The 17554-nt window shown below is 70.0% G+C and carries 23 protein-coding genes; 12 read left to right on the plus strand and 11 right to left on the minus strand.

Annotated elements, in window-relative coordinates; translation table 11 throughout:
- Window positions 1–12 precede the first annotated feature (12 nt).
- From ACYVLJ_RS07400 to ACYVLJ_RS07415, 4 genes are read right to left on the minus strand one after another with little or no spacing between them, the layout of a single operon-like run.
- A complete protein-coding gene (locus ACYVLJ_RS07400) occupies window positions 13–1236 on the minus strand; it encodes an NAD(P)/FAD-dependent oxidoreductase (RefSeq protein ID WP_460438142.1) in 1224 nt (407 codons plus the stop codon).
- A 24-nt stretch (window positions 1237–1260) separates the two neighbouring features.
- Window positions 1261–2052: an IclR family transcriptional regulator gene (locus ACYVLJ_RS07405; RefSeq protein ID WP_451971862.1), complete on the minus strand. Its 792-nt coding sequence runs from the start codon at window positions 2050–2052 to the stop codon at window positions 1261–1263.
- Window positions 2049–2366, minus strand: a complete 318-nt coding sequence (locus ACYVLJ_RS07410; RefSeq protein ID WP_460438143.1) for an NIPSNAP family protein — start codon at window positions 2364–2366, stop codon at window positions 2049–2051. Before ACYVLJ_RS07410 ends, ACYVLJ_RS07405 begins: the two co-directional genes overlap by 4 nt.
- Entirely contained in the window at window positions 2366–3505 is a 1140-nt protein-coding gene (locus ACYVLJ_RS07415; protein ID WP_451971856.1) for a 5-methyltetrahydropteroyltriglutamate--homocysteine S-methyltransferase, read from the minus strand. Before ACYVLJ_RS07415 ends, ACYVLJ_RS07410 begins: the two co-directional genes overlap by 1 nt.
- A 120-nt stretch (window positions 3506–3625) precedes the next feature.
- On the opposite strand from ACYVLJ_RS07415, the gene ACYVLJ_RS07420 reads away from it, so the two are divergent.
- The gene (locus ACYVLJ_RS07420) at window positions 3626–4948 is read left to right on the plus strand and encodes a nucleobase:cation symporter-2 family protein (protein ID WP_460438144.1); all 1323 of its coding nucleotides are present in this window, start codon (window positions 3626–3628) and stop codon (window positions 4946–4948) included.
- Here ACYVLJ_RS07420 and ACYVLJ_RS07425 read toward each other — a convergent pair.
- Entirely contained in the window at window positions 4908–5474 is a 567-nt protein-coding gene (locus ACYVLJ_RS07425; protein ID WP_451971850.1) for a TetR/AcrR family transcriptional regulator, read from the minus strand. The genes ACYVLJ_RS07420 and ACYVLJ_RS07425 overlap by 41 nt on opposite strands.
- A gap of 87 nt (window positions 5475–5561) precedes the next feature.
- Between ACYVLJ_RS07425 and ACYVLJ_RS07430 the strand changes: the two genes are divergently transcribed.
- Complete coding sequence (locus ACYVLJ_RS07430) at window positions 5562–6008, plus strand: pyridoxamine 5'-phosphate oxidase family protein (RefSeq protein ID WP_460438145.1); 447 nt, start codon at window positions 5562–5564, stop codon at window positions 6006–6008.
- Here ACYVLJ_RS07430 and ACYVLJ_RS07435 read toward each other — a convergent pair whose 3' ends face one another.
- Window positions 6009–6515, minus strand: coding sequence for a hypothetical protein (locus tag ACYVLJ_RS07435; RefSeq protein WP_451971844.1), 507 nt, complete (start codon window positions 6513–6515; stop codon window positions 6009–6011).
- 170 nt (window positions 6516–6685) lie between these two features.
- On the opposite strand from ACYVLJ_RS07435, the gene ACYVLJ_RS07440 reads away from it, so the two are divergent.
- Together ACYVLJ_RS07440 and ACYVLJ_RS07445 are read left to right on the plus strand one after the other, a co-directional pair.
- A complete protein-coding gene (locus tag ACYVLJ_RS07440) occupies window positions 6686–7426 on the plus strand; it encodes a rhomboid-like protein (protein ID WP_460438146.1) in 741 nt (246 codons plus the stop codon).
- 40 nt (window positions 7427–7466) lie between these two features.
- The gene (locus ACYVLJ_RS07445; protein ID WP_460438147.1) at window positions 7467–9779 is read left to right on the plus strand and encodes a sensor domain-containing protein; all 2313 of its coding nucleotides are present in this window, start codon (window positions 7467–7469) and stop codon (window positions 9777–9779) included.
- On the opposite strand, the gene ACYVLJ_RS07450 is transcribed toward ACYVLJ_RS07445, so the two are convergent.
- The 5 genes from ACYVLJ_RS07450 to ACYVLJ_RS07470 form a co-directional block, all read right to left on the minus strand.
- Window positions 9773–10558 carry an arylamine N-acetyltransferase family protein gene (locus tag ACYVLJ_RS07450; RefSeq protein WP_460438148.1) on the minus strand — a complete coding sequence of 262 codons (786 nt, stop codon included), beginning with the start codon at window positions 10556–10558 and terminating at the stop codon, window positions 9773–9775. The genes ACYVLJ_RS07445 and ACYVLJ_RS07450 overlap by 7 nt on opposite strands.
- Window positions 10559–10591: 33 nt before the next feature.
- The gene (locus tag ACYVLJ_RS07455) at window positions 10592–10942 is read right to left on the minus strand and encodes a YciI family protein (RefSeq protein WP_451971832.1); all 351 of its coding nucleotides are present in this window, start codon (window positions 10940–10942) and stop codon (window positions 10592–10594) included.
- A gap of 49 nt (window positions 10943–10991) precedes the next feature.
- The gene (locus ACYVLJ_RS07460) at window positions 10992–11576 is read right to left on the minus strand and encodes a class I SAM-dependent methyltransferase (RefSeq protein ID WP_460438149.1); all 585 of its coding nucleotides are present in this window, start codon (window positions 11574–11576) and stop codon (window positions 10992–10994) included.
- Between the two features lie 683 nt (window positions 11577–12259).
- Window positions 12260–13198 carry a Rossmann-fold NAD(P)-binding domain-containing protein gene (locus tag ACYVLJ_RS07465; RefSeq protein WP_460438150.1) on the minus strand — a complete coding sequence of 313 codons (939 nt, stop codon included), beginning with the start codon at window positions 13196–13198 and terminating at the stop codon, window positions 12260–12262.
- On the minus strand, window positions 13198–14055 hold the full coding sequence (locus ACYVLJ_RS07470) for a P-loop nucleotide/nucleoside kinase family protein (RefSeq protein ID WP_460438151.1): 858 nt from the start codon (window positions 14053–14055) through the stop codon (window positions 13198–13200). The genes ACYVLJ_RS07465 and ACYVLJ_RS07470 overlap by 1 nt, the downstream gene beginning before the upstream one ends.
- 215 nt (window positions 14056–14270) lie before the next feature.
- Between ACYVLJ_RS07470 and ACYVLJ_RS07475 the strand changes: the two genes are divergently transcribed.
- From ACYVLJ_RS07475 to ACYVLJ_RS07510, 8 genes are all read left to right on the plus strand, one after another.
- Entirely contained in the window at window positions 14271–14450 is a 180-nt protein-coding gene (locus tag ACYVLJ_RS07475; protein WP_460438152.1) for a hypothetical protein, read from the plus strand.
- A 41-nt stretch (window positions 14451–14491) separates the two neighbouring features.
- Window positions 14492–14815 (plus strand): hypothetical protein, encoded by a 324-nt coding sequence (locus tag ACYVLJ_RS07480; protein ID WP_460438153.1) that lies wholly within the window; start codon window positions 14492–14494, stop codon window positions 14813–14815.
- Window positions 14816–14925: 110 nt separating this feature from the next.
- Window positions 14926–15189 (plus strand): hypothetical protein, encoded by a 264-nt coding sequence (locus tag ACYVLJ_RS07485; protein WP_460438154.1) that lies wholly within the window; start codon window positions 14926–14928, stop codon window positions 15187–15189.
- Window positions 15186–15614: an RRQRL motif-containing zinc-binding protein gene (locus ACYVLJ_RS07490; RefSeq protein WP_460438155.1), complete on the plus strand. Its 429-nt coding sequence runs from the start codon at window positions 15186–15188 to the stop codon at window positions 15612–15614. The genes ACYVLJ_RS07485 and ACYVLJ_RS07490 overlap by 4 nt, the downstream gene beginning before the upstream one ends.
- 97 nt (window positions 15615–15711) lie before the next feature.
- Window positions 15712–15915 (plus strand): hypothetical protein, encoded by a 204-nt coding sequence (locus ACYVLJ_RS07495; RefSeq protein ID WP_460438156.1) that lies wholly within the window; start codon window positions 15712–15714, stop codon window positions 15913–15915.
- Window positions 15912–16157 carry a hypothetical protein gene (locus ACYVLJ_RS07500; protein ID WP_372671295.1) on the plus strand — a complete coding sequence of 82 codons (246 nt, stop codon included), beginning with the start codon at window positions 15912–15914 and terminating at the stop codon, window positions 16155–16157. Before ACYVLJ_RS07495 ends, ACYVLJ_RS07500 begins: the two co-directional genes overlap by 4 nt.
- A complete protein-coding gene (locus ACYVLJ_RS07505; RefSeq protein ID WP_460438157.1) occupies window positions 16154–16447 on the plus strand; it encodes a hypothetical protein in 294 nt (97 codons plus the stop codon). Before ACYVLJ_RS07500 ends, ACYVLJ_RS07505 begins: the two co-directional genes overlap by 4 nt.
- On the plus strand, window positions 16444–17547 hold the full coding sequence (locus ACYVLJ_RS07510; RefSeq protein WP_460438158.1) for a hypothetical protein: 1104 nt from the start codon (window positions 16444–16446) through the stop codon (window positions 17545–17547). Before ACYVLJ_RS07505 ends, ACYVLJ_RS07510 begins: the two co-directional genes overlap by 4 nt.
- Window positions 17548–17554: the final 7 nt, after the last annotated feature.

Raw genomic sequence — 17554 nt, forward strand, 5'->3', positions numbered from 1 at the left:
GATCCTTAGTCGTCAACCACGAGTTGACGCCAGGTGCCCCTTCAGGTTGAAGTCGCTCGCTTCGAGGTCCGCGTACCGCGGGTGCGGATCGGCCGTGAACAGCCGCCGCGCGGCGATGTGGTCGGCCGGCCGGTTCACCGACTCGACCGCGATGAGGACGTCGTCGCGGAAGGACAGCACGGAGAACTTGCCCGCGGCCTGGTCACCGGCGACGACGGTCCGGTCGGCGCCCGCAAGGATCCCGGCGATCTGCAGCTTCGCGCCGGACTGGTCGGTCCAGAACCACGGCAGGCTCGCGTAGGGCTCCTCGGTGCCGGTGATCGCCGCGGCCACGCACCGGGCCTGGTCGACGGCGTTCTGCACGGACTCCAGCCGGGTCGCGGCCCCCGCCTGCACGCACGGGAAGTTCGCGCAGTCGCCGATCGCGAAGATCCGGTCGTCCGCGGTCCGCAGGTGCGCGTCGACGACCACGCCGTTGTCCACGGGGAGGCCGGCGTCCGCCGCGAGCGTCGTCTCCGGCACGACGCCGACGGCGACGACGACCAGGTCGGCGGGCAGCCGGGTGCCGTCGGACAGCTCGACTTCCCGCACCCGTGAGTCACCGTGCAGCGCCGAGACGCCCTGGCCCAACAGGACCGTGTGCCCGGCATCGCGGTGCAGGTCGGCGAAGTACGCGGAGATCTCGGGCGTCGCGACGCGGTTGAGCAACCGGTCCTGCGCCTCGACGACCGTCACCGGACGCCCGGCGTGCGAGGCGAACTCCAGTCCGATGAAGCCGCCGCCGACCACGACGACGTCCGAAGCGGAGGCCAGGGACTCCCGGAGCCGGTCGGCGTCGTCACGCGTGCGCAGGGTCAGCACGCCCGGCAGGTCCGCGCCGGGCACGGGCAGCGTCCGGTTCCGTGAACCGGTGGCCAGGACCAGGTGGTCGTAGGCCAGTTCGGTGCCGTCTTCGAGCCGCACTCGCGAGGCCGCGCGATCGATCGACGCGACCCGGCCGGCGACCAGCTCGATGTCCTTCTCGGCGAAGAAGTCCTCCCCGCGCAGGTGCAGCTGCTCGACCCCGGCGGTACCGGCGAGGTAGGCCTTCGACAGCGGCGGCCGCTGGTACGGCACGCCCGGCTCGTCCCCGATCAGCACCAGCCGGCCGGCGAAGCCGCGGTCCCGCAACGACGCCACGGCCTGGAACCCGCTTTGCCCCGCCCCGACGACGAGAACCGTGTTCTGTGCACCCATACCCGCCATCCGATCACAAGACCCTCAAGCCGTCGAGGCGTCGCCCGAGGAGCGCAGGGCCCGCGGTGCGCCGAGCACGCGCGAGATCCCGCGTGCCGCGGCGCGGACCGCAGGGACCAGCGTCCGCGGGTCGGTGCCCTCCGCCGGGACGACCACGGAGATCGCCGCGACGACCTCGTCCGTCGAGTCGTGGACCGGCGCCGCCACCGAGAGGGCGATCAGCTCGATCTGGCCGTCGCTGATCGCGTAGCCGTCGCGGCGGACGTCGGCCAGCACCCGCCGGAGCTGCCCGGCCGAGCCGATCGTCTTCGGCGTGAACGTCTTGAGGGGGCCTCCGAGGACTTCCTCCTGGACCTCGGGCGGCGCGTGCGCGAGCAGCACCTGGCCGACGCCGGTCGCGTGCGCGGGCAGCCGGCCGCCGACGCGCGTCACGACGTTGACCGCGCCGCGGCCGGAGATGCGCTCGACGTACACGACCTCCGGGCCGTCGAGCACCGCGAGCTGCACGTTCTGGTGCGTGGCCTCGTAAAGGTCCTCCAGGAACGGCATCGCGCTCTCGCGCAGCTCCGCGCCGTGCGGCGCGAGCGAGGCGACTTCCCACAGCCACAGCCCGACGCGGTACACGCCCGCTTCGTCGCGCACGAGCGCGCCGCGCCTGGTCAGCTCCCCGGCGATCCGGTGGGTCGTCGAAAGCGGCAGCCCGACGCGGCGGCTGAGCTCGGACAGCGTCAGCCGCGGCCGCTCGGCCGTGAACGCGCCCAGGAGGTCGAGGACGCGGTCCACGACCGACGGCGGCCGCTTCGCGCTGTGTCTCACAGATCGTCGTCCGGCAGCAGCGGCCGCATGAACGTCCGCCGGTACCGGATCACGCAGCCGCTTTCGTCGCGGATCTTGTCGGCTTCGATGAAGTCCGGGTCGACGCCGAACAGCGTCCGGTACTTCTCGTACGCGGCCAGGCTTTCGAAGCTGAACAGCGCCCGGGCTTCGTCGCTCGCCCCCTCCGCCGGCAGGAAGTAGCCGTGGTGGACACCGCCTTCGCGCTGCACCAACCGCATCCACGCCGCGGCGAAGCGTTCGAAGTCGGGGAGCTTGGCGGGGTCGATGACGTAGTCGACGACGCACGTGATCATCAGTGGCCGCCCCAGACGCGGTCGGCCGTCGCCACGATCAGCTCGAGCTTGCGCAGCTGGTCGTCCGGGGTCAGGTCGTTGCCCTCCTCGGTCGAGGAGAACCCGCACTGCGGCGAAAGGCAGAGCTGGTCGACGTCGACGTACTGTGACGCCTCTTCGATCCGGCGCACCAGGACGTCCGGGTCCTCGAGCTCCGGCCGCTTGGTGGTGACCAGGCCGAGCACGACTTTCTTGTGCTTCGGCACGAACCGCAGCGGCTCGAAGCCGCCGGAGCGGTCGTCGTCGAACTCGAGGAAGAACCCGTCGACGGCCAGGTCGCCGAAGAGCGCTTCGGCGACGAACTCGTAGCTGCCGGAAGCGACCCACGACGACCGGAAGTTGCCGCGGCACAGGTGGGTCGTCACCGTGAGGTCCTCGGGACGGCCGGCGAGCGCCGCGTTCATCGTCGCGATGTTGCGCAGGTGCTGGCGGTCCGGGTCGCCGCCCATCCGCGCGACGAGCTCCCGCTGCGCCGGGTCGTTCAGGTAGGCGAGACTGGTGTCGTCGAGCTGGAGGTAGCGGCAGCCGAGGTCGTGCACCGCGGCGACCTGCGCCGCGTACGCCGCGCTCAGGTCGGCGTAGAACTCCTCGAGGTCCGGGTAGACGCTCTCGCTGACCGCCGCCCGGCCGCCGCGGTAGTAGACCATGCTCGGCGACGGGATGGTCAGCTTCGGCGTCACGCCTTCGTCCACATGGGACTTCAGGAACTCGAAGTGCGAGGCGAAGATCGGCTCGTCGAGCCGCACCTTGCCGTCGACCTGCAGGCCCGGCGGGCTGAACTCGAGGTCGCCCGCGAGGTTGTGGAACTTGACGTGCAGCCGCTCGTCGCTCTTCGAGACCCCGCCGAGCGAGTAGATGAAGTCCATGTGCCACGAAGCGCGCCGGAACTCGCCGTCGGTGGCCGAGCTCAGCCCGGCCGCCCGCTGCATCTTGATGACGTCGCGGATCGCGTCGTCCTCGACCGCGCGGAGCTGCTCCGCGCCGATCTCGCCGCTTTCGTGCCGCCGTCGCGCGTCGCGCAGCACCGGGGGCCGCAGGAGGCTCCCGACGTGATCGGCGCGAAACGGCGGGCCCACCTGGGGAATGCCGCCCGAAGTCATGCACCGATGGTCACACATCCGGGACCGTTCCGCCGCCCCCCGAAACAAGATCATGACGCCCGGGTCTTGCTACCGTCACGCGCACCGCGTTGGCTGTGCCGCGGCGAAAGGGGCCTGACCATGACGAAACCCGCGGTGCACCCGGTCGACCAGGGCCTGCCCGCCGGCCGGCTGGCGCTGCTCGGCCTGCAGCACATGTCGATCATGTACGCCGGTTCGGTCGCGGTGCCGCTGATCGTCGGCAGCGCGTTGAAGCTCGACACGGCGACGATCGGGCTGCTGGTCAACGCGGATCTGCTCGTCGCGGGCGTCGCCACGCTGATCCAGGCGGTCGGCATCGGGAGGCTCCTCGGCATCCGGCTGCCGGTGGTCGCGGGCGCGACGTTCAGCGTGGTCAACCCGATGATCCTGATCGCGTCCCAGTACGGCCTGACCGCGGTCTACGGCGCGATGCTGGCGTCCGGCGTGTTCGGGCTGCTCATCGCCAGGCCCTTCGCGAAGCTGATCCGGTTCTTCCCGCCGCTGGTCACCGGCACGCTGCTGCTCGTCATCGGCGTTTCGCTGCTCGGGCCGGGCGCGGGCCTGATCGCGGGCAACGACCCGGCGGCGCCGGACTACGCGGCCCTGTCGCACATCCTGCTCGCGTTCGGCGTCCTCGCCCTGCTGATCCTGTTCACGCGCGTGCTGCGCGGGTTCGCCAACCAGATCGGGCCGCTGCTCGCCCTCGCGATCGGCCTGGTGGTCGCGATCCCGATGGGGCTCGTGCACTGGGACGGCCTCGGTGCGGCGAGCTGGTTCGGGCTCGCGTCGCCGTTCCACTTCGGCGCGCCGACGTTCCCGGTCGCCGCGGTCCTGTCGATGTGCGTGGTCATGCTCGTGACGTTCACCGAGTCGACGGCCGACATGATCGCCGTCGGCGAGATCACCGGGCGCCCGCCGACGGACGCCGACCTCGCGCGCGGCCTGGCCACCGACGGCTTCTCCGCGGTCCTCGGCGGCGTGCTGAACTCCTTCCCCGACACGGCTTTCGCGCAGAACGTCGGCCTGGTGCGGATGACCGGGGTGCGCAGCCGCTGGGTGGTCGCGGTGACCGGCGGGATCCTCGTGCTGATGGGGCTGGTGCCGAAGATCGGCGCGTTCATCGCGGCGATCCCGCAGCCGGTGGTCGGCGGGGTCGCGGTGGTGATGTTCGCGATGGTCGCCGCGGTCGGCGCGCAGAACCTTCGCACGGTCGAGTTTTCCGGCAACCACAACACGTTCATCGTCGCGGTCGCCCTCGGCGTCGGCCTGCTGCCGGCGTTCGCGCCGAAGATCTTCCAGCACTTCCCGGCGTGGCTGCAGACGATCTGCGGCAGTTCGATCACGGTGGCGGCGGTGCTGGCGTTCGTGCTGAACCTGCTGTTCAACCACCTCGGCCGGCGCGAGGAGCCGGCAGGGACCTGAGCAGCCGTTCGACGAGCCGGCCGCCCGTGCCCGGCTCGACCGGGCGCCGGAACAGCACCCGCAGGTAGAGCGGGGCCAGGACGAAGTCGAGCACCTCGTCGACCGACGGCACGGGCTCACCGCGTGCCGCGGCCCGGTCGATCGTCACCTGCAGGTCCTGGCCGCGCGCCTGCAGGTACTCGAGCGGTTTCTCGCCCGGGCTGAGGGTCGCGACGAGCGCGCGGAGCAGGATCTGGCCGCGCGGGTCGCGCATCGCACGTTCGACGCCTTCGGCCCAGCCGAGCAGGTCGCCGCGCAGCGAGCCCGTGTCGGGGATCGGCGACGTCGCGCGCAGCCGTGTCACCGCGGCGTCGAGCAGCAGGTGGTCGCGGCCGCCCCAGCGCCGGTAGATGCTGGTCGGGTTGACCCCCGCGCGTTCGGCGATCCGCGGGACGGTCGCGTCGATCTCGCCCGCGGCGAGCAGCTCGACGACGGCGTCGTGCACCGCGTCTCGGACACGCGCGCTGCGGCCACCGGGTCGGGTCATGCCCTCACCTTAAAGCAAACGTGCTTGCTTTTGCGTGCCGGCCGTGGCTATCGTTAAAGCAAACGAGACGGCTTTAAGGAGACCGAGATGGCCCGCAAGATGACCAAGGAAGAGCGCGAAGCGTTCCTCGCCCAGCCGCAGGTCGGCGTCCTCAGCGTCACGGCCGAGCCCGGCCGGGCCCCGCTGACCACGCCGATCTGGTACCGCTACGAGCCGGGCGGCGACGTCGTCGTGATGACCTCACCCGGCCTGCGCAAGACCCGGCTGATCGAGGAGGCCGGCCGGTTCGCGCTGTGCGTCCAGCAGCAGGACGGCGTCTACAAGTACGTCTCGGTCGAGGGCCCGGTCGTGAAGACGTGGCCGATGACCAAGGCGGAGCGGCACGAGATGGCGGCGCGCTACCTGCCGCCGGGCGTGAGCGAGGCCTACACGGACGCGACCGACGACACCCACGGGCAGAACATCGCGATCGTGATGCGCCCGGAGCGCTGGAACACCTCGGACTTCAGCGACCTGGCCGAGAAGCTGGCCTGATCACCAGCAGATGATCAGCAGGCACGACGGCCGCGGCGGCGCCGGGGTCGTCGTGGGGTGGTGACCGCCGGGCGGAGTCGTCGTCGGGGTGACCGACGTCCCCGGGTCGCCGCCGCTGGTCGGCGTGGTGGTCGTCGACGTCTCGCTGCTGCTCGTCTCGGACGTCGGCGTGGTGCCCGGCACCTCGGTGACGGTCTCACGCGGCACGCCGGAGCCCGGGACGACGTCACCGCCGCCGGTGCCGCCTTCGGGCGGCGAGTCCGTGGCCTGGTCGGCGCCGCCCAGCCCGGTGGTGCGCTGCGGGAACGGGATGACCTGCATCTGGTCGACCGGGGACGCGTCCGGGGTGCCCTTGCCGCTGAGCCCGACCAGCACCGCGGCGGCACCGCAGCCGATGACGACGGCGAGCATCACCGCGAGCACCCGCCACCGCGACTGGCCCGCTTCCGCCCGCTCACCCCAGCCCTCGCGCACGAGCAGCTCGGCGACCGATACCTCGTCGTTCACCCCGACAGACCTTCCCGAGAGGCCTTTCGGCCGACATCGTGGCCGTCTTTTTACCGCACATAGCACCCGAACGGGTGAGTTTTGAGCAAAAATTCGTCACGTAACAAGCAAACTGACTGTGGGTGACATTCCACAGCGGATTCACAGCCGACATTCGGGAGACTCCCAGCATGCCCGGCGAAGCTGAAGCCATGCTGCTCAAGGCGGGACAGCCGATCGACGAGGTCGTCGTTTCGCCTTCGCGCACCTGGCGGGACTTCGCCCGGTTCGTCCCGGCCCCGAAGACGACGCCCTTCACGTTCGGCTACCTGGTCGTCCTGCTCGGCACGACGCTGCTGCTCAGGTTCGCCGACGCGGACCTCACCGACCGCCTCCTCCGGCTGTCCAGCACGGACGCCCACAACCTCTGGCGGCGGCCGCTGACCTCGCTGGTGACCAGCGCCCTCTGGCTCGCGGACGAGGGCTGGCTCGTCTACGTCCTCATCTTCGCGATCGCCGTCGCGCCACTGGAACGCCGGTTCGGCGCCCGCCGCGCGGTGACCGTGTTCTTCTCCGGCCACGTGCTGGCCACGCTCGTCACCGAGCTGCCGGTGATGGCCCTGATCAGTGCGCACGTGCTGCCGAACTCGGCCGGGCACTGGCTCGACATCGGCGTCAGCTACGGCTTCTTCACCACCGCCGGCGCGCTCGTGTTCCTGCTGCGCGGCCGCGCGCGGCTCGTGGCGCTCGCGGCGGTGGAAGGGTTCATCGCGGTGATCTGGCTCTCCGACGACCCGGGGCAGCTCGACGCGGTCGTCACGCTGCTCGGGCACGCCTTCGCCGCGCACTTCGGGCTGCTGTTCTGGGGCCCGCGGCTGCGGCGCGCGGCCCGCGTTCCGGCGGGTAGGCAGGGGCCGGAGTCGGTGGTGTAATCGACGGGCCACACGCCGACTGCCAGGGGGACGGACGCTCATGGAGGCAGGCTCCCTCGCCGAACTGGTCGAGCTGAGTCCGGACGCGATCTGCGTCCACGAGCACGGCGTCCTCACCTACGCCAACCGCGCCGCCCTCGACACCTTCGCCGCCCGCTCCGCCGACGAGGTCGTCGGCCGCCGCTTCACCGACTTCGTCGCCGAGGACTCGCGCGCCGCCGTGGCGGACAAGCTCGCGCGGCTGACCGAACCGGGTCAGGCGAGCGAGCCGGTCGAAGCCCTGATGTCCCGGCTGGACGGGAGCAAGTTCGCCGTCGAGACGGTGTGGGTGCGCCTCGGCGCCCCGCGCGCCTACCAGGTCGTCATGCGCGACATCACGGCGAAGAAGGCCGCCGCGGACGCCCTCCGCTCCCAGGCCGCCCTGGTGGCGCACGTCAGCGACGCGCTGATCGCGACCACCGGCGAAGGCGTCGTGACCAGCTGGAACCCGGCGGCCGAGGCGGTGTACGGCTGGACGTCGGCCGAGGCCGTCGGGCGGCGGGCGAGCGAGCTGGTCGGCGCGCCGCTGGACCTGCTCGGCGGCGGGGTCACCGAAGCGGTGCACCGGCGCCGGGACGGCGCTCCCCTGGCGGTCCGCGTTTCGGCAGCTGAGATGAACGACGGTTACGTCCTCGTTTGCGCGGACGAAACCGCGCGGCGGCGGGCCGAGCAGAACTACCGCACGGTCGTCGCGTCGCTCGACGAAGGCGTGCTGGTCATGGGCCCCACCGGGCTCATCGAGGCCGCCAACCCGGCCGCCTGCCGGATCCTCGGCGTCGCCGAAGCCGACCTGGTCGGCATCCCGTGCCACACGCTCGTGCTGTTCACCGAGTCCGGGCACTGGATCCCGCCGGACGAGATGCCGTCGGTGCAGACGCGACGCACCGGTGTCGCGCACAACGGCCTCGTCGTGCGGCTGCGTCGGCCCGACGGCCTGGACGTCTGGGTGTCGCTGACCTCGCGGCTGCTCAACCCGGACGACCCGGCGGCGCTGGCCGTCGTCACGACGTTCACCGACATCACCGAGACCCGCGCGATCAGCGCGCAGCTCGCGCACGACGCGACGCACGACCCGCTCACCCGGCTCGCGAACCGGACGCTGGTGCTGAGCCGGCTCGACGTCCACGGGCGCGACGCGGTCACCGTGCTGTTCCTCGACCTCGACAAGTTCAAGGTCATCAACGACTCGCTCGGGCACTCGGTCGGTGACCAGGTGCTGCGGATCGTCGGCGAGCGCCTGCGCCGCAGCTCCGGCCGCGACGACCTGGTCGGCCGGCTCGGCGGCGACGAGTTCGTCGTCGTCACCGGCGAGGTCACCGAACCCGGCGAGGTCCGCGCGCTGGCCGAGCACCTGCGCGCGGCGCTCGCCGAGCCGATCGGCGTGCTCGGCAGGCAGCTGCACCTCGACGCCAGCATCGGCGTCGTGCTCGTCGGCACCGGCGACCGGCGCAGCGCCGAGGACCTGCTGCGCGACGCCGACGTCGCGATGTACCAGGCCAAGACGCTCGGGCGGGGCCGGCACCACGTCTTCGACGTCGGCCTGCGCGAGCGGATGCAGCGGCGGCTGCGGATGGAGCAGGACCTGCGCGACGCGGTGCACGACGGCCAGCTCTGGCCCGCGTACCAGCCCGTCGTCGACCTGACGACCGGCGAGATGGTCGCGGTCGAGGCCCTGCTGCGCTGGACGCACCCACGGCACGGCGCGATCTCGCCCGCGGAGTTCATCCCGCTCGCCGAGGAGAGCGACCTGATCAACCTGATCGGCAAGGAGATGCTCCGCGCGACCACGCGCGAGCTGGCCACGCGACGCGGTTCGCAAGGTCTGGACCTGACGCTGAAGGTCAACTTGTCGGCGCGCCAGCTCGACGACCCGCACCTGGTGCCCACGGTGCAGGACGCGCTCGCGCAGACCGGCCTGCCGGCGAGCGCGTTGTGCCTGGAGGTCACCGAAAGCGCGTTGATGCGCGACCAGGAGGCGGCGGGCGAAGTCCTGGCGTCCCTGCGGTCGCTGGGCGTGCTGCTGGCGATCGACGACTTCGGCACCGGCTATTCGTCGCTCGCGCAGCTGCGCCGGCTGACCTTGGACACGCTCAAGATCGACCGGTCGTTCATCACCGGCATCGCCGAATCACGCGACGCGGCGGCGATCGTCACGAGCATCATCGCGATGGCCCACGCCGTCGACCTGACGGTGATCGCCGAGGGCGTCGAATCGGCGGAGCAGGTGGACCTGCTCCGGTCGCTGGGCTGCGACCAGGCGCAGGGCTACCACCTCGGCCGCCCGGTGGCGGCGGCCGAGCTGTTCGGTCAGTAGAGCTCTTCCAGCCTCCGCAGCTCGTCGGCCGTCAGCTCGATGCCCAGGTCCTTGAGGGTGGCGTCGAGTTCGTCCGGCGCGACGGTGGTGGTTTCGCTGCTGCCGCCCGGCTTTTCGACGGTCAGTTCGCGGCCCAGCAGCTTCCGGCTGACGCCCGGTTCGAGCGTCATGATCACCAGCCGCCCGGTGAACGGCGACTTCGGGTGCGTCGACGTGTAGTGGTGGTAGACCTGGTAGTCGATCGGGTGCATCTCGTCGAGGCGGAACTCGAGGATGTCCTCGTCGCCCTTTTCGAGCGTCCACCAGCCGTTCCGCTCGGTGAGCCGGTGCGGCCAGCCGGCCTGGTCGACCTCGTGGCCGTCGACGAGCGGCATCGGCTCGAAGATCCCGGCGCCGAACCCGACGTCGGCGAGGAAGCTCTGCCCGTCCACGTCGGCCACGACGGTCATGTGCGTGTACGGCCCCGGCCGCCGCGGCTGGACGCGCGCGGCGAGCCGGTGCACGGTGTAGCCGAGCCGCTCGAGGACGGCGGCGAAGAGGCCGCTCTGCTCGTAGCAGTAGCCGCCCCGCCGCCGTCCGACGAGCTTCGCGGTCACGACGTCGAGGGAAATCCCTTGGTGCTGCCGGAGAACGACGTCGACGTTCTCGAACGGGATGGCCCGGACGTGCGCGTGCATGAGGTCTTTCAGCGCGTCCGCCGACGGTTCGCGGGCGGGCTGCCCGATCCGCGCGAGGTACGCGTCGAGGTCGACGGCGTCGATGCCCCATTCGTTGGTCATGGGATCAGCCTGCACCCTCGACCTCGATCGAGGTCAACCCTCGTGCACGATCTTCCGCACCTCGACGGCGGTGTACTGCGCATCGGGGATCTTCGCGGCGAGTTCGACGGCGCGCGCCTCGCTCTCGACGTCGACGATGTAGTAGCCGCAAAGGAAAGCGTCCGACTCGACGTAGGGACCGGTCCGGGTCCGCGCCTCGCCGTTCTCGACCCGGACGGTCCTGGTCCCGGCGGCCTCGGCGAGCGCCTTGGTCTCGACCATCTCGCCGGAGCCGGTGATTTCCTTCATGAAGGCGCCGTGGCCTTCGAAGACGCCGTTCTTCTGGTCGTCGGTGAGGGTGCCCCAGAGGGCCGGGTTCATGTGGAGCGTCAGGAGGTATTTCATGCCCGGTGGTCGGAGCGGCTCTCCCGGTCCGGACACGCGCGTCCGGGGTTCACTCGTTCGGCCTAACGGGCGGGCTCAGGAGGAGGTAGCGTTCGTCGTCGATTTCCTTGCCCCACAAGGCGGGATCGTCCAGCACCCGCACTTCGACCGCCCGGCGCCGGTGTTCGACGAGGGCCCGGCACCGGTCCTGGCTCAGCCCGGCACCGGTGAACCACCGGCCCTCGACGAGGATCAGCCGTCCGCCGGGAGCGAGCAGCCGCACCCAGGTGTCGACCGCGGCTTGCGGATCGGGCATCGCCCAGAGCACGTGCCGCACGAGGACGACGTCGAAGGACCCGGGTTCGGCGGGCGGATCGGCGACGTCGCCCAGCCGGAAGTCGATCTCGAGGTCACCGGCTTTCCCGCGGGCGACGTCGAGCATCGCCGGGGAGAGGTCGATCCCGCAGACGTGGTGGCCGTGCTCGGCGAGCAGAAGAGCAAGACTCCCGGTCCCGCACCCCAGGTCGGCGACGGTCGCTTTCGGTGGCATGAGCGGGAGAAGCAGCTTCGCCCAGGCGGCACGGACTTCCGGGTCGCGGAGGCCGTGGTCGGGCTGGTCGTCGAAGGTCGCGGCTTCCGCGTCCCAGATGTTCACGCTGACCCCCGGTGGTCGAACCACAAAAAACCACCCCGACGCATCGGGGTGGTTCGTGGTGGCCAGGGCCGGGGTCGAACCGGCGACCTTCCGCTTTTCAGATCTCGGCAAGGCTGTTCAGCCCCGATCAAGGGCGTTCTTCCCCCTGGTCGACACCCCCACAGAAGGCCGCCCGAACGAGCACGAACAGATCTGAACTGAGACGCAGACTGAGACGGATGCGCCGGCGGCGCAGCCTGGAACGTCCAGGCAAAAGAGGCTGAACCATCAGTAGGCGGAGTGCGCCTCCACTTCACGATGTTTCAGCCTCTTTTCGTTGCTCAGTGACTAGAGAGACATAGTAGTAGAGTGGGAAAAACGCTGTCACCAAAGGTGTCACTCAGCTGTCACACCTAAACCCGCAGGTCAGAGGGGGTGAAGTGACAGAGTGACAGGTGTGACAGTCTCGACACCTCCCAGGTGTCACTCCCCCAGACCGCCGGACCACACCTCGGAGTCAACTCGCCTCCGAAAACCCGGCCCTCAGAGCGCCTGGGCGGTTTCGCGGGTACCAGCCACACCAGGCTTGTCCGGTTCAGCCGCGTACGGCGCTCTCAGAGCGCGCGCCCTGGCTGGTTGCGCCGGCTCAGCTCCCCGCTGGAAGCCGCTGACTTGAGGATGGACCGACGAGGCCGTGCGGCGGTTCAGCCGTGCTGCACGGCGTTGGATGGCTGCTCGCCCCTCAGAAACGCGGCGATCTGCTGCGCCGCCACCTCGTAGCAAAGCCGGTTAGTTCCAGGAACGGTCCGGGCGGAGTGAGGACTGATCACAGCGCCCCGCTGCGCCCACAGTGGATGATCGCTCGGCAGGGGTTCCGGGTCGGTCACATCGAGCGCAGCACGCAAGCGCCCCGACGCGAGCTCGGCAAGCAACGCGTCCGTGTCGACGATCTGGCCACGACCAGCGTTGACCAGGAGGGCGTTATCGTCCATCAGTTTCAGGAACCGCGGGCCAACCAGGCCCCGAGTTGCCTCCGTCAACGGTGCCGTGATCACCACAATGGCATGTCCCGAGACGATTTCCGGCAACGCGTCCGCCCCAAAGACGTCGTCTCGGGCACGCGAGGCCACGAGTGTCGAGTCCATTCCGAACACCTTGAGGCGGTGCGCGACTTCGCCACCGATTGCTCCAGCGCCGACAATGAGCGCCTTCTTGCCTGCCAAAGTGTCCGCCTCATATTGGCGGTGCGCCCACACTCCTTTGTCCTGAAATCGAACAAGTGCAGGCCATTGACGAAACTGCGTAAGCACGGCCGACAATACCCATTCGGAAACAGGACCAGCGTGCGCACCCCGCGCAGTCGAAAGCGTTACCTCACCGGGCACGTCTCCGGACCATTCGTCGGCTCCCGCCGACAGGAGTTGAACCATCCGAAGAGACCCAAGTTGCGAGAGTAGCCGAATTGGGCGATGACTGCCGCGGTACGGAGGCAGCAGAACAGCAGCATCCGACTGGACCGGCGTCAATTCCGCAACGTTCGGGTTGTAGGAAACAATCTCAACACTCGGAAGACCACCAAGAACGCTACGACCGACAAGGTCGTCCGTCTCATCACTTACGAGAATCTTCACCTCAGAAGTCATTACTTCCCTTTGCCGCTCAATGTGAGCTGGTCGATAAGCTGACGCGCCTGCGCCGCCATGACTCCACCGGAGACAGAATTGTCAATAACAACATGCGGAACTGGCGGACGAAACTCGACATTGACGCCTTTCATGTACGCTTCCCAATCGGAAAGCTTCGTGGCGTCACGTGGCGCGTTGCGATGTCGCACGTACGTGTGCATCGTGTCCGCATCGCAATAGACCCACACGATCGTCAATTGGGCACCAAGATTACGACACAGCAACTCACGCTGCCGAATCCAATTTTCGTCCGCAAATTCGCGAATAAACGGAGCAGTGACGATGGCATTGTTCCCGCATTGCAGGTTCTCCGCCATAGCTTCAAGCAGCGAGTCATACTCAGCTGGCCTGATCTTCGTCAGGTACGTTTTCGATTCCCGGTCGTTTCGCGATAGCCCTTGCATTTCAAGGGCCGCCTCGACCACAAACCGCGTCAGGGTGTCCTTGTCGAGCATGGGCCACCCCGTCTCGCGCGCCAGGATGCGCCCCAACTCCGTCTTCCCGCTGCCTGCGTAGCCACCGATCATGACCACCTGCGGCACTACGGGCCGAACGTCGCTAGACGCCTCCTGACCTGGGGCATTCACAGTGCGGGCCGCCCTCGGCTTGCTCACCACCAACCCCTTCTTGGCCAGCAAGTCCATGGCTTCGTTGATCGTGAAGACGCTCACGTCCCACTCGCGAGCCAGCTCACGAGAAGACGGCAGGCGCTGCCCGTGCCGGAGGCGGCCGGCCTCGATGTCGTTCTCAACGTTCCGGGCGATCTGCTGCGCGAGCGGCTCAGACCTGGCTACTGGAGACCTCGGGCGCGACATGCGAACTCCTCGCCGGGCTCTCGCCCATCGGTTCAACTGAACGGTCACCATACCAGAACCTATCAGATGGCCGCGATGTTCCCGCAGGTCATGGCCTACTTTTGACCAATCTCACGCCTAACAGTTGACCTGCTTACCATTCAACTGTTAGCTTCTTGGTGGTCCGGGTCACTCCGGGCAGGCCGGAAGGCTCACCGCCACACGAGGAGGACGACATGGCACGGAAGCAGCAGGGGTTCCCGGTCCTGAAGACCGGTTCGGGGTTCGGTCGGAGGCTGTTCGGCCTGGTTGCGGTCGTCGTGGTGCTGGTGTTCGTCGTGTCCTCGCCGCTGGAGGCGGCCGGACACGTCCGCCACGTCGTGCACAGCCTGACCACGTTCTTCAGCTCGCTCTGACACCGCCACTGACCAGAACGTTTCTTCGAGAGGACTACGCAATGGACACCAACGTCTACCGCCGCCGCATCGACGCCACCGTGTCGGCCGCCGACGAGTTCGCCGGCGAGGCGGTCTACCCGGACGGGCTGACCGAGGCCGGCATCGACGCGCTGTTGCAGGACGTCTACGGCGAGCTGGCCGCGGACGAGTCCGCCGCGGAGCGCGCGTTCCGGCACGACTTCAACGACCAGCGCCGGGTGAGCCGGGCGCGTCGCCGCGCCGGCCGCGAGGTGCTGCGGTCGAACTTCCTGATCGCCGGCATGCAGGGCCAGGGCAAGAGCGCCGCGGCGCTGTCGCTGCTGCTCGGCGACGAGGCCGCGTGATGACCACCCGCCTGATCTTCAGCCCCGACGCGGCGGCCCACTCCGCCAAGAACGCGCCAACCGCGCCGGGTTCCACCGCCCAGTCACGAAACCGCACGGAGGAACACCAGATGGTAGACACCACCACCGCGGCCCGCGAGGTCTCCTACACCTACACCCCTGCCGAGCTGAACCGCCTGATCTCCCGCGAGATCTCCGGCCGCCTGCACGAGCTCGGCATGTCGCTGATGTCCAACGCCGCGTTCCTGCTGGCCAACGACGCGGTGCCGGCCGCGGCCAAGCGGGACCGCGCCCGCGCTTACCTCGACGTCTCCGCGCAGCTGCGGCTGCTCGCTCTCGCCGAGCTCGACGGCATCGCCGGCGGTGTCCGGTGAACCCGCGCAACCGCCGGCAGGCGGTGACCACGGTGTTCGACGGCCGCACGCACCACGTGTGCCTGTGCCGCGGCGAGCGGGACGGGCTGCCGGTGTTCGGGTGGGGCGAGGCGCCCTCGACGCTGTTCACCCGCTCGCAGCTGCGGGAGGTCGGGTTGCGGCCCAACGGGCAGGACCCGTTGGCGTTGCTGGTGTTCCGCCACCACCGCCCCTACGCCCGGGAGACCGTGGCGGAGCTGTTCTCGGTGGAGCTGGCCGCCGTCAAGCGGCCGCCGGTGCCGGGACAACTGGACCACGCGATGGAGGCCCGCCGCACCTGCGTCGACTGCACCGAGGTGCAGGACTACTGCGTGCCGACCAGCACGCGGCAGTGCTGGACCTGCTTCGAGGGCGAGCAGGCCGACCGCACGGGGGTGGCCGCGTGAGCAGCAACGACTCCGGCGCGTGGCACGCGGAGCTGCAGCGCCAGCAGGAAGCCATCGAGAAGGCCCGCCGCGAAGCCGCCCGCAAGGAGGGGAACCGATGACCTACGAAGACGGCTTCAACCCGAACGGCTTCTACTGCGACGACTGCACCGACTTCCACGAGAGCGTCGACGACTGCCCGATGACCCTCTACCCCTGCCCGGAGTGCAAGGAACTGTCGGTTCGGGTCGAGAGCGGACCGGCGCCGGACGACCCGCCGGAGGCGTTCTGCGAGGACTGCGGATGGGAGTCGCCGGCATGAACACGTTCGAAGTGTTGCAGCGCCACGGAACCCTCGCGCTGATGCGGTTCGCCGGCACGGTGTGCCTGTTCCTGGTCCTGCACCTGCTGCGCATCCCGCTGGTCATCGCCGAACAGGTCCTCTCCGGCGTGCTGGTCCGGCTTGACCGGGCCGCCGCGGTGCAGGCGTCGCGGCCGCCGCGGCGGCCGGTCAACCAGTTCTTCCCCGCAGGTTTCCCAACCGGGCAGGAGGTGCCCCGATGAACGTGACCCGTGAGCAGCGGACCCGGTTGCAGGTGGCGATCGAGTGGGCGGTGTGGCACTTCGGTGAGCTGGCCGGCGTGCTCGGGCCGCTGGCCCTGGCCCTGGTGTTCACCCCGTGGTTCGCCCTGGTGTCCGCGGTCGTGGCGGCCGGGTGGGCGGTGCACGAGGTCCGCGACCACCGCGAGCAGGCCCGGCTGCGCGCCGGCACCGACCGCAAGCAGCTGTCGGCGACCCCGGCCGCCACCGAGGACGAGACGACCAGCCACGAGAGCCGGGAGGTCACCCGATGAGCACGTGGGCCGAAGAGCGCCGCGCCAACCGCGCGGCCGATGCAGAGCAGCGCCGGCAGGACGCGGCCGCCGCGACCGATCGGAAGCTGCGCGAGCAGGCCGCCCAGGCAGAGCAGGTCCGCACCGACACCGCCGCCGCGGCCAAGCTCGCCGACGCGCAGCGGAAAGCCCGCCAGGCGCGCCGCGCCGCCACCCTGGCCCGCGTGGCCGGGTGGCTGTCGGCGAACCGGGTCCGGCTGCCGATCTACCTGCTCGCGCTGGTGTCCGCGGGCATGGCCGTGCCCGCGATGGCCGGCTACGGCGTGGGCGTCTACGGGGACGTGACAGGCGCGGCACTGCCGGCCCTCTCGGAGCTGGGCATGTGGGCCTTCGCGCTCGCGGTGGAGGTCACCCGGCACCGCCACCCTGACCGGCCGGTGTGGGCGTTGCAGCTGGGGGTGTGGGTGTTCGCCGGCGTCGGGTTCGGCCTGAACGTCGTGCACGGCCTGGGCCGCGGCTGGGACGCCGCGGTGGTGATGGGCATCGTCTCGATCGCCGGGGTCATCGCGCACCAGCTCGCCGTCGCGTCGCCGCCGCGGTCGCCGGCGGAGCGGGCCGCCGCCCGGATCGAGCGCAAGACGCTGCGCAAGGTCGCCAAGGTCCGCGCCGCCGCGGTCCGCACAGCGGTCGCCGAAATCGACGCTGAGGGCCGGGCGCGGCTGGTGTTCACCCCGGGCCGCTACACCCTCGACGGCCGCCGCCTCGCCGCCGTGGTCGACCCGGACCGGCACGCCGCGGACGTGCTCGACGACGAGATCGCCGCGTTCTTCGCCGAACAGGACCACGCACCGCGCCACGATGACGGCCCGATCGTCGACGCCCCGGTGTTGACCCTCGATCCGCCCGCGGACCAGCCGAAATCGACCCGCAAGCCGCGCCCGCCGCGGGCACCGAAGACGCGCTCGATCGAGGACCTGCGCGCCGCGTTCGCCGCCGCGATCGACAACCCGGACGTGGCGATCAACCCGAAGTCGGCGGAGTCGATCCGCAAGACGCTGCACTGCGCACCGAAGTACGCCCGTCAGCTGCGCGACGAGCACGCCAACCCCAACCGCAAGTGAGCCCGGA

The sequence above is a fragment of the Amycolatopsis stemonae genome, from assembly GCF_054781455.1.